The organism is Micromonospora sp. WMMD736 (assembly GCF_049179015.1).
Taxonomy (GTDB): Bacteria; Actinomycetota; Actinomycetes; order Mycobacteriales; family Micromonosporaceae; genus Micromonospora.
The window spans coordinates 2,820,090-2,834,177 of the sequence record NZ_JBMHMI010000001.1 but is presented as its reverse complement, the minus strand read 5'-3'; the positions used below and the strand labels follow the sequence as shown (position 1 = coordinate 2,834,177).

At 73.2% G+C, this 14,088-nt stretch carries 12 protein-coding genes, 1 pseudogene and 1 riboswitch; of the genes and pseudogenes, 4 read left to right on the top strand and 9 right to left on the bottom strand.

Translation table 11 applies throughout. The annotated features are described in order from the left end of the window. Positions 1 to 149 precede the first annotated feature (149 nt). Entirely contained in the window at positions 150 to 2,900 is a 2,751-nt protein-coding gene (locus tag ACN269_RS12135) for a cellulose binding domain-containing protein (protein WP_421472539.1), read from the top strand. A gap of 145 nt (positions 2,901 to 3,045) precedes the next feature. Here the strand turns inward: ACN269_RS12135 and ACN269_RS12130 are convergent, their stop codons facing one another. Both ACN269_RS12130 and ACN269_RS12125 read right to left on the bottom strand, forming a co-directional pair. Continuing rightward, entirely contained in the window at positions 3,046 to 3,453 is a 408-nt protein-coding gene (locus tag ACN269_RS12130) for a hypothetical protein (protein WP_421472538.1), read from the bottom strand. Between the two features lie 138 nt (positions 3,454 to 3,591). After that, on the bottom strand, positions 3,592 to 3,732 hold the full coding sequence (locus ACN269_RS12125) for a hypothetical protein (RefSeq protein WP_421472537.1): 141 nt from the start codon (positions 3,730 to 3,732) through the stop codon (positions 3,592 to 3,594). A 390-nt stretch (positions 3,733 to 4,122) separates the two neighbouring features. On the opposite strand from ACN269_RS12125, the gene ACN269_RS12120 reads away from it, so the two are divergent. Next, positions 4,123 to 4,485, top strand: a complete 363-nt coding sequence (locus tag ACN269_RS12120; protein ID WP_007463546.1) for an STAS domain-containing protein — start codon at positions 4,123 to 4,125, stop codon at positions 4,483 to 4,485. 15 nt (positions 4,486 to 4,500) lie between these two features. Here the strand turns inward: ACN269_RS12120 and surE are convergent, their stop codons facing one another. Together surE and ACN269_RS12110 are read right to left on the bottom strand one after the other, a co-directional pair. Beyond that, positions 4,501 to 5,328: a 5'/3'-nucleotidase SurE gene (surE, locus tag ACN269_RS12115; RefSeq protein WP_421472536.1), complete on the bottom strand. Its 828-nt coding sequence runs from the start codon at positions 5,326 to 5,328 to the stop codon at positions 4,501 to 4,503. Further along, the gene (locus ACN269_RS12110) at positions 5,325 to 6,287 is read right to left on the bottom strand and encodes a PfkB family carbohydrate kinase (protein ID WP_421476302.1); all 963 of its coding nucleotides are present in this window, start codon (positions 6,285 to 6,287) and stop codon (positions 5,325 to 5,327) included. Before ACN269_RS12110 ends, surE begins: the two co-directional genes overlap by 4 nt. A gap of 187 nt (positions 6,288 to 6,474) precedes the next feature. Between ACN269_RS12110 and ACN269_RS12105 the strand changes: the two genes are divergently transcribed. Next, entirely contained in the window at positions 6,475 to 6,927 is a 453-nt protein-coding gene (locus tag ACN269_RS12105) for an SRPBCC family protein (protein ID WP_421472535.1), read from the top strand. 117 nt (positions 6,928 to 7,044) lie between these two features. On the opposite strand, the gene ACN269_RS12100 is transcribed toward ACN269_RS12105, so the two are convergent. The 5 genes and pseudogenes from ACN269_RS12100 to ACN269_RS12080 all read right to left on the bottom strand — a co-directional run. Then, positions 7,045 to 7,593 carry a hypothetical protein gene (locus ACN269_RS12100; protein ID WP_421472534.1) on the bottom strand — a complete coding sequence of 183 codons (549 nt, stop codon included), beginning with the start codon at positions 7,591 to 7,593 and terminating at the stop codon, positions 7,045 to 7,047. 92 nt (positions 7,594 to 7,685) lie between these two features. Then, a complete protein-coding gene (locus tag ACN269_RS12095) occupies positions 7,686 to 8,756 on the bottom strand; it encodes a coiled-coil domain-containing protein (protein WP_421472533.1) in 1,071 nt (356 codons plus the stop codon). 5 nt (positions 8,757 to 8,761) lie between these two features. Then, a riboswitch (cyclic di-AMP (ydaO/yuaA leader) is annotated at positions 8,762 to 8,893 on the bottom strand. Between the two features lie 112 nt (positions 8,894 to 9,005). Continuing rightward, on the bottom strand, positions 9,006 to 9,923 hold the full coding sequence (locus ACN269_RS12090; RefSeq protein WP_421472532.1) for a cation diffusion facilitator family transporter: 918 nt from the start codon (positions 9,921 to 9,923) through the stop codon (positions 9,006 to 9,008). A 108-nt stretch (positions 9,924 to 10,031) separates the two neighbouring features. Then, positions 10,032 to 12,149, bottom strand: coding sequence for a HelD family protein (locus ACN269_RS12085; protein ID WP_421472531.1), 2,118 nt, complete (start codon positions 12,147 to 12,149; stop codon positions 10,032 to 10,034). A gap of 212 nt (positions 12,150 to 12,361) precedes the next feature. Beyond that, a pseudogene (locus ACN269_RS12080) lies at positions 12,362 to 13,267 on the bottom strand (alpha/beta fold hydrolase); the annotation flags it as partial. 149 nt (positions 13,268 to 13,416) lie between these two features. Between ACN269_RS12080 and ACN269_RS12075 the strand changes: the two are divergent. Then, positions 13,417 to 14,037: a carbonic anhydrase gene (locus tag ACN269_RS12075; protein ID WP_421472530.1), complete on the top strand. Its 621-nt coding sequence runs from the start codon at positions 13,417 to 13,419 to the stop codon at positions 14,035 to 14,037. Positions 14,038 to 14,088: the final 51 nt, after the last annotated feature.

Sequence of the window (14,088 nt, the reverse complement as noted above, 5' to 3'; positions counted from 1 at the left end):
TTCTTCCCCCGCGTCGTCGTCCGTCCCCCGGGCACCGACGCGCCACTTCTGGTCGATCCGTCCCCGCGTCGCCGCGCTCGTCCCCCGGGCCGCGACGCCACCCCGGTCGATCCCCGACTCCCGGGTTCCCACCCCCGAGAGGAACACAGATGCCCAGATCACTGGCGAGCGTGGTCGTCGCGGCGCTGACCGTCGCCACGGCCGTCGTGGCGGTCCCGATCACCGCCGCGGGCTCGACGCCGGCACCGGCCGCCGCCGAGGCGTACACCTGGCGCAACGTCCCGGTCGGCGGCGGTGGCTTCGTGCCGGGCATCGTCTTCAACCCCACCGAGAAGAACCTGATCTACGCCCGGACCGACATCGGCGGGGCCTACCGCTGGGAGCAGGGCAGCCAGTCCTGGACGCCGCTGCTCGACTGGGTCGGCGCGGACCGCTGGGGCTACAACGGCGTGGTCAGCATCGCCACCGACCCGGTGCAGACCAACCGGGTGTACGCGGCCGTCGGCATGTACACCAACGGCTGGGACCCGAACAACGGCGCGATCCTGCGCTCGACCGACAAGGGCGCCACCTGGCAGGTCACCGAGCTGCCGTTCAAGAACGGCGGCAACATGCCGGGCCGGGGCATGGGCGAGCGGCTGGCCGTCGACCCCAACCGCAACAGCGTCCTCTACTACGGTGCCGAGGGCGGCAACGGGCTGTGGCGCAGCACCGACTACGGGGCGACCTGGGCCAGGGTCACCGCCTTCCCCAACGTCGGCAACTACCGGGCCGACCCCAGCGACCCGAACGGCTACAACGGTCAGAACCAGGGCCTCACCTGGGTCAGCTTCGACAAGAGCACCGGCACCGCCGGCAGCATCACCCAGACGATCTACGTGGGTGTGGCGGACAAGGACAACCCGGTCTACCGCAGCACCGACGGTGGTGTCACCTGGGCACGGATTCCCGGACAGCCCACCGGCTACCTGGCGCACAAGGGTGTCGTCGACCCGGTCGGCGGTCACCTCTACATCGCCACCAGCGACACCGGCGGCCCGTACGACGGCGGCAAGGGCGACGTCTGGAAGTTCACCCGGTCCACCGGGGCCTGGACGCGGATCAGCCCGATCCCCTCCACCAGCGGCGACGACTACTTCGGCTACAGCGGCCTGACCATCGACCGGCAGCGCCCGAACACGCTGATGGTGGCGACCCAGGTCTCCTGGTGGCCGGACGCGATCTTCTTCCGTAGCACCGACGGTGGGGCGAGCTGGACCCGTATCTGGGACTTCACCAGCTACCCCCAGCGGTCCAAGCGCTACACCATGGACATCAGCTCGGTGCCCTGGCTGACCTTCGGCAGCAACCCGGCGCCTCCGGAGGAGAGCCCCAAGCTCGGCTGGATGAACGAGTCGGTGGAGATCGACCCGCACGACTCCAACCGCCTGATGTACGGCACCGGGGCCACCATCTACGGCACCACCGACCTCACCAAGTGGGACACCGGCGGTCAGTTCACGATCCGGCCGATGGTCCGGGGCCTGGAGGAGACGGCCGTTCTCGACCTGGTCAGCCCACCCAGCGGCGCACCCCTGATCAGCGCGCTCGGCGACGTCGGCGGCTTCCGGCACACCGACCTGGAGACCATTCCGTCGATGCTGTTCACCCAGCCGGTCTTCACCAGCACCACGAGCCTGGACTACGCCGAGAGCAAGCCCGCCGTGCTGGTGCGTGCCGGCAGCTTCACCGACTCCGACCGGCCCAACGACAGCCACGTCGCCTTTTCCACCGACGGCGGGACCACCTGGTTCCAGGGCACCGAACCGTCGGGCGTCAACGCTGGCGGTACGGTCGCCGCGGCGGCCGACGGCAGCCGGTTCGTCTGGGCACCCGGCGACGCGGGCCAACGCGTCGTCTACGCGGTCGGCTTCGGCAACTCGTGGGCACCGTCCACCGGTATCCCGGCCAACGCGACCATCGAGTCCGACCGCGTCGACCCGAACCGCTTCTACGGCTTCAGCGGCGGTCGGCTCTACCTGAGCACCAATGGTGGCGCGAGCTTCACCGCGACGGCGGCGACCGGGCTGCCTACCTCGGACGTGCGCTTCAAGGCGCTGCCCGGCAAGGCGGGAGAGCTGTGGCTGGCCGGCCCGGGCGGGCTCTGGCGGTCCACCGACTCCGGGGCCAGCTTCACCAAGCTGGGCGGCGTCAGCGCCTCCGGCAACGTCGGCTTCGGCAAGGCCGCGCCGGGGCGGACCAACCCCGCCGTCTTCCTCTACGGCACGGTGGACGGTCAACCCGGCGTCCACCGCTCCGACGACGGCGGCACGACGTGGGTACGCATCAACGACGACCGCCACCAGTACGGCAACCCGACCGAGGCGCTGACCGGAGACCCCCGGGTCTACGGGCGTGTCTACCTGGGCACCAACGGCCGCGGCATCCTGGTGGCCGACCGCACCGGCGGCACCCCGACGACCCCGCCTCCCACGACCCCGCCCCCGACCACGCCACCCCCGACGACGCCACCGCCGACCACGCCACCCCCGACGACGCCGCCGCCGACCACGCCACCTCCCACGACGCCACCCCCGACAACGCCGCCTCCGGTCGGCGGGTGCGCGGCGACCTACCGGGTCACCGGCTCGTGGACGGGCGGGTTCCAGGCCGAGATCGTGGTCAGCAACCCCGGCACGGGGCCCATCGCCGGCTGGACGCTCGGCTGGACCTTCCCCAACGGCCAGCGCGTCAGCCAACTCTGGGGCGGCACCCACACCCAGACCGGGGCGGTCGTCTCGGTCGTGGACAGCGGCTGGAACGGCGCGCTCGCCGCCGGGGCCAGCACCACGATCGGCTTCCTCGGTACCTGGACCGGCACCAACTCGCCGCCCACCTCGGTGAGCTGCACGAGTCGCTGACCCGGTGGCCCGGCCTCGTCCGGGCCACCCGAGAACACCGGTCCGCCGGGGCTGCCTGAGGGGTCCGGCACCCCGGCGGACCGGGCCACCCGACACCGATCGGGCCCCGTCGACAGCGCGTCGACGGGGCCCGATCGGTGTTGCCCTAGTCGTCGAGTCCGACGGGGGAGTTGGGGCGGTCGACGTCGACGAACTCGACGTCGTGCACGGCGCGGTCGTCCCGACTGCCGGCGGCGCGGGCGGCGGAGCCGACGGCCCAGCCGACCGCCGCGCCGACCAGCGCGGCACCGATCAGCAGCGTCCACGGCAGCGCCGGCTGGCGTCCGGCGAGCGCGTCGAAGGCGCGCGAGGCGCGACGCCGTGCCTCCTCTGCCGCCGAGCCCACCAGGTCACCGGCGCCGTCGGCGAGGTCGCCGCCGCTGCGCCGGGCCGTCCGTGCGGTGTCCCGGACGCTGTCTCCCGCGGAGCTGACGGCGGAGAGCAGCTGCTCCCACGCCTGGTCCGCGATCCGCTCCGGCTTGCTGCGCCGGTCCAGCAGGTTGCTTCCGAACATCGTCGTTACCTCCTCAGGTGCCGAAGCCGCCGGCCACTTCGGACCTCGGCGTCCGTCCAGCGCGACACGGTTCGCTGACTGCGCAGTGCCCCGGGCCGGCCGCGCGCAAACCCGGCCCCGGGTGGCGCACCGGCCGGATCAGCGCACCGCCACCGCGGCCACACCGTTTGCGAAGTCGTCGTCATCGTCATCGTCGTCGTCCCCGCCGCCGAAACCGCAGGCCAGTACGAGGGCGAGCAGCAGACCGACGCCGGCCAACCCGGCCATTCGCTTGATCATCGAAGGTCCTCTCCGTTGCGGTGGGTGTCCCGGGCCGATGCTAGGAAGCGCCGGCAATCATCCCGGCGGATCGGGCCACGGGCCGGCGGCGCGACACGCCGGCTCCACGCGGGACGGGCGTGCGGGACGGGACGGATGTCGGGCTCGCCGGACCGCGACCGCTACCCTGGTCCGGCGACGCGTCGGTTCCGACCGATCGTCGACTGATCAGATAACGAAAAGTATTGAATGATCAGATGCCGAAAAGTGGGGATATGGGCGACTTTGTCCGCTCGGATCCGTGAATTGCTCATCCCGAGGGGTGGCGACCGAGGCCGTTGGAGGAATACTCTCGGTCGCGGCCCGCGTACTGATGAGGCGCCCGGGGGACGGGCGGGTGGAGGTGCTCGCGTGAGCCTGTCGATCGTGAAGTCGGTCCTGTCCGGTGGTGTCGTCGAGATCGCCCCCCGGGGTGAGATCGACGTCGACACAGCGTACGAGGTGCGTGAGGCGATTGCGGAGGTGCTGGCCAAGAGCCGTCCGCTCCGCATCGAGCTGAACATGAGGCTGGTCACCTTCATCGACTCCGTGGGCATCAGCGCCATGGTCGCCGGCTTCCAGACCGCCGAGGTCAGCGGCGTCAAGCTGGTCGTCACCGAGCCGAGCCGGTTCGTGCACCGTCAGCTCTGGGTGACCGGCCTGCTCGGTCTCTTCGGCGCCCCCGAGCCCTACTTCGCCGGGGCCGCCACCCCCGAGGTGCTCCCCGGCGCCTGAGCGCGGCTGCCACCGTCAGGCCTGCTCGTCCAGACCGGTGAGGTCCACGTCGGTCACCGCGGTGACCGCCCGGATCGCCGTGACCGACGCGTACCCGGCGGCCAGCAACGCCACGTCGGTGCCGGGCTGCGCGGCCTGCCCGGGCTCCTCCAACGAGGTACGCACGAAGCCGTGACCCGACTCCGCCACCGTCATCTGCACCTGACCGAAGCTGGCCAGCGCGCCGCGGCGTACCCCGTGCAGCCGCTCGTGCGGCAGGTCGGGGGCGTTGACGTTGAGCACGCTCTCCGGCGGCGCGGAGGTCAGCCGGGGGAGCAGGTCCAGGGCCACCCGCGCGGCGGTGCTCCAGTGCCGCTCGGCGTCGCGTACCCGGCCTGCGGCGTCCACGGCGGCGCCACCGCTGGCGGCCGTCGCCTCGCCCACGCTCAGCACGTCCAGCGACACCGCCATGGCCCGGCACCCGTTCGAGGCCGCGGTGAACGCGGCGCCCACCGTGCCGGAGTGCAGCACCGCCCGGCCGGCGTTGGCGCCCCGGTTGATGCCCGACAGCACCACCGACGGGGGCGGGCCGAACGCGCCGTGCAGCGCTATCAACGTGATGAAACCCGGCGAGCCGCCGACCCCGTACGCGGGCACCCCCGGCAGGTCGGGCAGCGGATGGTCGTTCACCACCACCCGTCCGTCCCGCTCGATCGCGCTCATCGAGGCGCTGGTGCCGCTGGCTTCTTCCAGCGGTGCCGCGACCACCACGTCGAGCCCGCGCTGGGCGGCCGCCAGGGCCAGCGCCTGGATGCCGGGTGCGCCGATCCCGTCGTCGTTGGTGACGAGCACCCGCAGCGTCATCGCTCGAGCACCCGGTCGGCCAACTCGTCGGGCGTGGTCCGCTCGTGGTGCCGACTGTCCGCCGGGACGAGCCGGACCCGCTCCACGAGACCGGTTATCGAGTCCACCCGTCCGGTGCCGAGCCCGTGCCGGGTCACGTTCAGCGCGCCCGCCGCCGCGCCAGTGCGGATCGCCGTACGGATGTCGCCGCCCCGGGCGATGACGGCCGCCACGCCGGCGGTCATCGAGTCGCCCGCGCCGCGTGGATCGGCGGCCTCCAGTCGGGGCATCTCCACCTCGAAGAGTTCCCCGTCGACGAGCGCCAGCGCCGGCTGCTCGGCGCGGCTCACCACCACCGTCTCCGCACCGGCGGCGTGCAGGTCGTACATCGCCCGCGTCAGCTCCGGGCCGCTCCCGTCGCGGGCGCGGCCGTCCCGGATCAGCTCCTCGTGGCTCACCTTGAGGAAGAATACGCCGCTGTCCAGCACCGCGCCGAGGTGGTCACCGGACAGGTCGACGACCACCCGACTGCCGTTCGCGCCCAGGTCGGCGGCGAAACGCCGGTACAGGTCGGCCGGGACGAGCCACGGCGCGTTCGGGCCACTGAGGACGCTCACCTCGGCGCGCAGACCTTCACCGAGCGCCAGGTTGTACAACTCGTCCAACTCGTGGCGGCTCAGGCGTTCCCCGGGCACGTCCACGACCTCCTGGCGGGAGCCGCCGCGGCGGTCGTGCACGTACCCGCCGCTGCCAGAGTCGCGCACCACGACCTTCAGGTCCACCCCCTCGCTGACCAGCAGCGGCTCCAGCACCTGGCCGATCTCGCCACCGAGCGCGGCGCAGAGCACCACGTCGACCCCGAGGGACAGCACCATGCGGGCCTGCCAGACGCCCTGACCGCCGGGGTGCAGGTGCAGCTCGGGCTGGTCGTTCGGTTGGTCCACCGTCACCGTCAGCTGCGGCGTCGGCGCGAAGACCATCACGTGCCCGCTCACCGGTCGTCACCGTTCACGTAGCCACCTTTCGTCACAACCGGTGATTGTCCATCAGCCGACCGTAGTGGCAACGCTGCGCAAATGGCGGCACAACGCACGGTGTCCGTCCGGCCGTTGCCAGGCCGGGCGGGCGTACGGGACGATCGTGCGACCAGCGACGTCGGGAGACGGTGTGCTCAGCAGCGATACCTTCAGCTACACCGTCCAGGCCCGCTGCTCACTCGCCGAGGCTGCGGCGCTGTTGAGCGACCTGACCCGGCAGGGTGAGTTGCACCCCCTGATCGTGCGGGTCCGCGAGGTGCCGCCCCGCCCGGGCGCCCGCGCCAGCTACACGATCAACGACAGGCTGGTCGCCGGTCCGCTGCGCTTCCGCACCACCTACCACGCGGACGTGCTGGTCAGCGAGCCGAACGAGATCATCACCGTGGCCCGTCAGTGGCCGGCCACCACGGTCCGCAACCACACTCGGCTGCGCGCCGAGCCGGACGGACTGGTCCGCATCGACGTCGACATCACCCTGCGCGCGCCGACGCCCCTGTTCCGGTACGCCTTCCGTCAGGCCCGCGCCGCCCACCTCGCCCTGGCCGCGCGCCTCGGCGCGGCCCTCGACACCCGGGCGCCCTGATCGCCCGGCCCGCCGGGGGCAGTTGATCGACCCCGCCCGGCCCGGCCGCTCGTGGCCGTGGTGATCAGGCTCGTACCTCGGAGACCGGCGGCGTGATCGCGACAGCGACGGCGTTGGTCATCGCGTCGGCGCGCGATCGCGCCCGGTGCTGCCGGCGGGAGAAGGGTGCGTCGTGGCGTGTGCGGCCCTGGGGCGGCGGGCTCGCGCAGGTCGGCGTCCCCAGGGCTTGTACGTCGACAGCACCGTCGCGATGATCATGAGGCTGGTCGACACCGCGGGCGCGATCACCAGGTCGGCGCGCTCCCGCGTGGGTAGGGCGGCACCCAGCGCGCCGGCGTGCCGCAGCTTCGGGGTGAGCAGGAACAGCACCAGCCCGACCATCACCGTCGTGATCACCAGCTTGACCACCACCCACCGGTAGCGCAGCAGGCCCCAGGGGGTGAGCAGCGCGCTGGCGACACCGACGAGCCACACGAGCACGCTCAGCGGCGCGAAGAGCACGGTGCCGACGAGCCCGGCGACGGGGTAGACCACGGCCGGGTCAGCCCCGCGCTGGGCCGCGATGCCGAGGGTGAGCAGCACCAGGTCGGCCCCGAGCCAGCCGAGGGAGGTGACCAGGTGCAGGGTGAGCAGGGCCTTGCGGGCGGTGGGCGCGATTCGCGGCATACCCGAATGCTCCCGGCCCGTCCCGGCGTCGTCGTCCGACCGCCGACGACGTCCGGGGTACGCCCGCTGACGTACCCCGGACGTCGGCCGGGTCAGTACACCGACAGGTGCACGTGGTTGGTGTGGTCGCTGGACGGGTCGCCGTTGCCCCCGCTGTACGCCTTCCAGCCGCTGCTGGGCAGCCAGATCTGCTTGAACCAGATCACGTAGAGCACCGCGAGCCGGTCGGCGTTGCGGATGAAGTACGCCGCCAGGTTGTTGCCGTACGTCTTGTCGCCGCCGGTGGCGACCCCGCCGAAGCCACCCTTCTGCGCGGCGAAATCGCAGGCCCGGCCCTTGGGGTGCTCGCCTGAGCCGCCGTTGCGGTGACAGGAGACGTACCGGGTGAAGCCGGCGGCCTTGGCCTGGTTGAGCGCGTGCAGGGTGCGGGGGGTGATGCAGCCGCTGGCCGGGGTGGGGTCGTTGATGCTGCACGACTCGGACGGCCAGGAGCCGTCGGAGTTGCGGGGGGCGGGCTGGGCGTTGGCGGTGGAGGTGCCGCGGTTGGAGCCGGTGTCGGCGGTGGTGGCGGTGCGTGCCTTGTCGTTGGCGACGGTCAGGGCCCGTTCAGCCTGCTCCTTGCGCTTGGCCATCACCTCGACCTGCTTACGCTGCTCCCGGATCTCGCCGTCGAGGGCGACGCGGGTGCGGTTCGCCTCGTCCCGGGTGGCGTGCAGGTCGCGCAGCACCCGGTCCTCGTTGGCGGCCACCACGTCGAGGGCGGCCGCCCGGTCCATGAACCCCTCGGGGGTGTTGCTGTTGAGCAGAGCCGAGACCGTGCTGAGTCGACCGGTGCGGTACGCCACGCCGGCGATCTCGCCGACCTTGCCGTTGCGGACGGTCATCTCGGCCTCGGTGGTCTTGAGCTTGACCGCGAGCTGTTGCTGCCGCTGGACGGAGGTGTCCAGGGCGCGCTTCGCGTCCAGGTAGCCCTTGCTGGCCGCCTCGAGCTGGGCCCGGAGCGCCGGGGTGCCGCCCTCCTCGTCACCGTCCGGTGCCAGCGCGGCCCGCAGGCCGCCGGGGGGAGCGGCGGTGGCGGCGCCGACCGGGATCGCGACGCCGAGGGTGACCATCATGACGATCAGTGCCGCCAGTCGGGCGGCCAGAGGTCGTGCTGGTGCCACTACGCATGTCCTTCCGTCAGCCGCCGACCGGGTTAGCTGACGGGTTCGGGACGGAAGATCCCTACCGCTGACGCGGATGCACCCCAGGAACGTGGTTCCCCGGTTCGCCCTGTCGGGCGATTAGGCGACGGCCGCCACCGGCGCCGGGAGGCGCCGCCGGGTGGTGGCCGGGACAGAGCCTACCGGTGCTGCTGGGGTCTGTGCAGCCGATGTGACGGACGGTGCGTGTGGCGTGACGGAGTAGCACTCTCACCACTCGACGGAACCGCAGACGCCCGGTGCGGCCCCGGGCTCGATCTGAAGCGTGGCGTGCTCGATGCGGAAGTCGTCCCGCAGGGCGGTACGCGCCGCGGTGAGCACCGCCCCGACCTCCGCGCCGGGCGCCATGGTCAGGTGCGCGGAGGCCACCTCCATGCCCGAGGTGAGCGTCCAGACGTGCAGGTCGTGCACCTCGACCACGCCGGGCACGGCGGCCAGTCGGTCGTGCACGGCGGTGACCTGGAGGTGTTCCGGGGCGGCCTGCACGAGGATGCGTACGGCGGCGCGTCCCAGCCGCCAGGTGCGCGGCAGGATGAACACGCCGATGGCGACCGCGACCAGCGGGTCGGCCCACCACCAGTCGGTGACCGCGATGAGCAGCGCCGCGCCGATGACGCCGAGCGAGCCGAGCAGGTCGCCCAGCACCTCGAGGTAGGCGCCCTGGAGGTTGATGCTCTCCTTGGCGCCGGCGCGCAGCAGCCCGAAGGCGACCACGTTCGCGAGCAGCCCGAGGACGGCCACCGTGAGCATCGGACCGCTCAGCACCTGGTGCGGGTCGCCGAACCGGCCGATCGCCTCGATCACCACGTAGACCGCCACGCCGGAGAGCAGGACGGCGTTGGCCAGCGCGGCGAGCACTTCGAGGCGGTAGAGCCCGAAGGTGCGCTGCGGGTCGCCGGTGGCCCGCCGGGTGGCGGTGATCGCGGCGAGCGCCATGCCGATGCCGAGCACGTCGGTGAACATGTGCCCGGCGTCGGACAGCAGGGCCAGAGAGCCGGTGTGGAAGGCGGCGACCGCCTCGACCACCATCAGGGTGGCGAGCAGTCCGAAGGCCGCCCAGAGCCGTCCCCGATGCTGGTGGGCGGCGTTGGCGACCGACCCGTGGTGGTGGTCATGTCCTGCTCCCACGAAACCCACCCTCCGACGCCGCACCGGACCCGGTCAAATGTATGCTCACATCGCTATGTGTGCAAGTGTAGGGCGAGGGTCCGCCCATGGGCGGCGCCAACGCGACGGTCAGCCGGTCGGGTCGACGGTGGTGAGGCGCTGGGTGGCGCGGGAGAGCGCCACGTAGAGCGTGCGGACGCCGGAGCCCGGATCGGCCCGGATCTCGCCCGGAGCGACCAGCACGACTCCGTCGTACTCCATGCCCTTGGCCTCCAGGCTGGTCACCACCTGCAAGCGCGCCGCGCCGAGCGCGGCGAGCCAACCGGCGACCTCGTCGCGGCGGGTGACCGGCGTGATCACCCCGACCGTGCCGTCGACCTCGCCCAGCAGGCCGGTGGCCGCCTGCACGACCGCGGCCTCGAGCCCGGCGGGCGGCACGACCAGCTCGACCGGGTCGACGCCGGTGGAGCGGACGGCCGTCGGCAGGGACAGGTCCGGGTAGAGCCGGCGGATCTCCGCCGCCGCCACCGCGAAGATCTCCGCCGAGTTGCGGTAGTTGGTGGTGAGCGTGAACTCGTGCCGTTTGCGCCGGCCCAGCGCCTGGTCGCGGGAGCGGGTCAGCTCCTCGGGGTCACCCGTCCAGGCGGTCTGCGCCGGATCGCCCACCACCGTCCACGAGGCCAACCGGCCACGGCGACCGATCATCCGCCACTGCATCGGCGAGACGTCCTGCGCCTCGTCGACCACCACGTGCGCGTACTCCCGGTAGTCCTCCGGCCGCTCCCGGGCCGCCGCGCGGGCGGCCCGCTGCCGGTCGGCCGCGGTGCTCAGCTCACGGACGCCGCCCGCGAGCTGGAACGGGTCGCGCCGGGCCCGCGCCGGTTTCACCGGCTTGCCGAGCAGCGCGTCCAGCTCGTCGAGCAGCGCCACGTCCGCGATGGTCAGGCCCTCGCTGTCCAGACTCTGGTACGCCGCGCCGAGCAGCCGGATCTCCGCGCCGGAGAGGATCCCGCCGGCGTACCGGCGCAGCCGATCCGGTCGGGCCAGCCAGCCGAGCACGTGCCGGGGGTGCAGACGCGGCCACCAGGCCTTGAGGAACTCCCGGAACTCCGGCCGCTCCGCGATCTCGTCCTCGAAGGCCCGCTGCTCGGGCAGCCGGCCGATGTTCACCCGCCGGGCCTGCGCCCACAGCGCGGCGAAGACACCGTCGAAGCCGGCCCGGCGCACCTCGTTGCGCCGGGCGCCCCGGTGCAGCGCGCGGTCCCGGATCGCGTCCAGCTCGCGGCGGTCCAACCGCAGCAGCCCGCCCCGGTAGAGCAGCCGCAGCTCGCCGGGAGCCCCCGGGGCCGCGTCGCGGGCCGCCCGTTCCAGCACCCGGCGCATGCGCAGCGAGCCCTTCACCGCCGCCACCTCGGGCGGATCGGTGCGGGTGGCCGTCATCCCCGGGAACAGGGTGCCCAGCGAGTGCAGGGTCGCCGTCTCCTCACCGAGCGACGGCAGCACCGACGCGATGTACTCGACGAAGACGGTCGACGGCCCGACCACCAGGATGCCGCCACCGGCGTACCGGCTGCGGTCGGAGTAGAGCAGGAAGGCCGCCCGGTGCAGGGCGACCGCCGTCTTGCCGGTGCCCGGGCCGCCCGCGACGATCGTCACTCCGGAGCCGGGCGATCGGATCGCCTCGTCCTGCTCCCGCTGGATGGTCGCCACGATGTCGCGCATGCCCCGGCCGGTGGCCCGGGAGAGGGTGGCCAGCAGCGCGCCGTCACCGACGACCGTCATCCCCTCCGGGGCGGCCTCCGGATCGAGCAGGTCGTCCTCGATGCGGGTGACCCGCTCGCGCTGCGACTGAATGGTACGGCGGCGCACCACGCCCAGCGGCTGCGCGGGGGTGGCCTGGTAGAACGCCGACGCGGCCGGCGCCCGCCAGTCGACGACCAGCGTGGTTGCGTCCTCGTCCCGGATGCCGAGCCGCCCGACGTGCAGCACCTGCCGGTCCCGCAGGTCCAGGCGGCCGAAGACCAGCCCCTCGTGCTCGGCGTCGAGGGTGTGCCGCCGCTGTGCCGCGTGGAAGACCATCGCGTCGCGTTCGACGAGCGCGCCGAACGTGCCCACCCGCGCCATCCGGTAGCCGTCCCGCTCGGCGCGCACCGCCGACTGCCGCAGCTCGGCCAGTCGGGCGTACACCCGGTCGAGGTGCCGTTGCTCGACGGCGATCTCCTGCTCCAGGGCGGTCTGGTCGGTCAACGCACGCTCCTTCGATGTCGCCGGCAAGCGGCGCGAACCGCGCGGGCCAACCGCAGAAGGGTACGGCCCCCCGCCCGGCCCGCCGCGCCCGAGGTGCGCGAACGTGCTCAGCGACCCGCCGCGACGGTGCTCACGACCTGCCCGTCCGGCGGCGGCGCGGCGCTCAGGCCGGCCGCGCGCGCCGGCAGTGCGGCGCTCGGCCCGGCGGCCGGCGGCGGCGCTGCGGCGAACACCCGGCCCAGGACGCCGTTCAGGGCCGCGTTCACCTCAATCGGACGCTCCATCATCAGCATGTGGCCGGCGCCCGGGCAGACGGTCAGCTCGGTGGCCGGCAGGACGGCGGCGATCGACTCGGCGCACGGCGGCGGGGTCAGCCGGTCCCGGTCACCGACCAGGGCGGCGGCCGGCAGGTGCGCGAGGGCGGCGAGGGTGTCCAGGCGGTGCTGGGCGCCGATCGAGGCGCGGAAACCGCCGATCGAGCGCAGCGAGGCGCGGGCCACCGCCGACGTGACCAACCGGATGTCGGAGGGATCGCAACGGTCGCCGAAGAGCATCCACCGGATGCTCGGTCGCAGCGCGTTGAGCAGCGCCCGGGGGGCTCGCCAGGAGCCGCAGCGGGCCAGCACGCCGGCGCCGGTCGTCTCGGCGAGCCGGATCAGTCGGGCGATGCGTGGCGAGAGCCCGTACACGGTGTGCGTGTGCCCCTCGGCGGTGGTCGAGACGAAGACCAGGCCGGCCGTACGCGCGGCGAAGTGCTGCCGGTGGCGGTGCGCGTACTCCATGATCGTCATGCCGCCCATCGAGTGCCCGACCAGGACCACCCGACCGCTCGGCGCGACCGCGTCGAGGACGGTGGCCAGGTCGTCGCCGAGTTGGGCCAGGGTGGCCGTGGGCAGCGCCATGCAGCTCGACCGGCCGTGGCCCCGCGCGTCGTAGGTGACCACCCGCACCGATTCGCCGAAGGACGACGTGAGCGCGTCGAGCTGCCGGTGCCAGCTGCGCCCGTCCAGCGTCCAGCCGTGCAGCAGGACCGCCGTCACCGGGGCGTCCGCGGGACCGGTGGTCTCGACGTGCAGCCGTACGCCGTCGGGCATACCGACTTCGAACCGCTCCGGCATCGCCACCTCCCAGGGCCGCCCCGGCCGCACCCGCACCGGATTACCCGGTGGTAACACCGGCTACCCCCCGGGACACCACGCCAATCGCGTCCGAGCGAACATTCCCGACCTCGCCCGTGGTCGTACCGCGGCGGGCCAGGCTGGACGGCATGAAGGTGGCGGGGCAGGGGCGGCAGGCCGGCGGTACGCCGCGCGCCGCGCTCGCCGAACTGCTCGCCGGCAACCGGCGGTTCGTCAGCGGCCAACCCGTGCACGGTCACGACGTCACGGCCGCGGCGGCCGCCTCCGGCGACCAGCAGCCGTACGCGGTGGTGCTCGGCTGCATCGACTCGCGGGTGCCGCTGGAGGCGATCTTCGACCAGACCTTCGGGGCGATCTGTGTGATCCGCACGGGCGGGCACGTGCTGGACCGCGCGGTGCGCGGATCCATCGAGTTCGTGGTCGGCCAGCTCGGCGTGCCGCTGGTGCTGGTGCTCGGCCATGAGCGGTGCGGGGCGGTGGGCGCCACCGTGGACGCGCTGCGTACGGGGGAGCGGCCGGGCGGCTCGCTGGACCACCTGGTCGACGAGATCGCCCCGGCGGTCACCGAGGTGGGGCTCGACGACCCGGCCGTGCTCGCCCTCACGGTCCGCCGGCACGTCCGGCGTACGGTCCACACGCTGCGCGAGGACGACCTGCTGGCCGAGGCGGTCGCCGCCGGTCGGGTCGCGGTGGTCGGCGGCCTCTACGACCTGCGTACCGGCGAGGTCGCCCTGCTCGAACCGTCCTGAGAAACGAACGACCGCCCGCCGGGAGATCCCGGCGGGCGGTCGGTGCTGCGG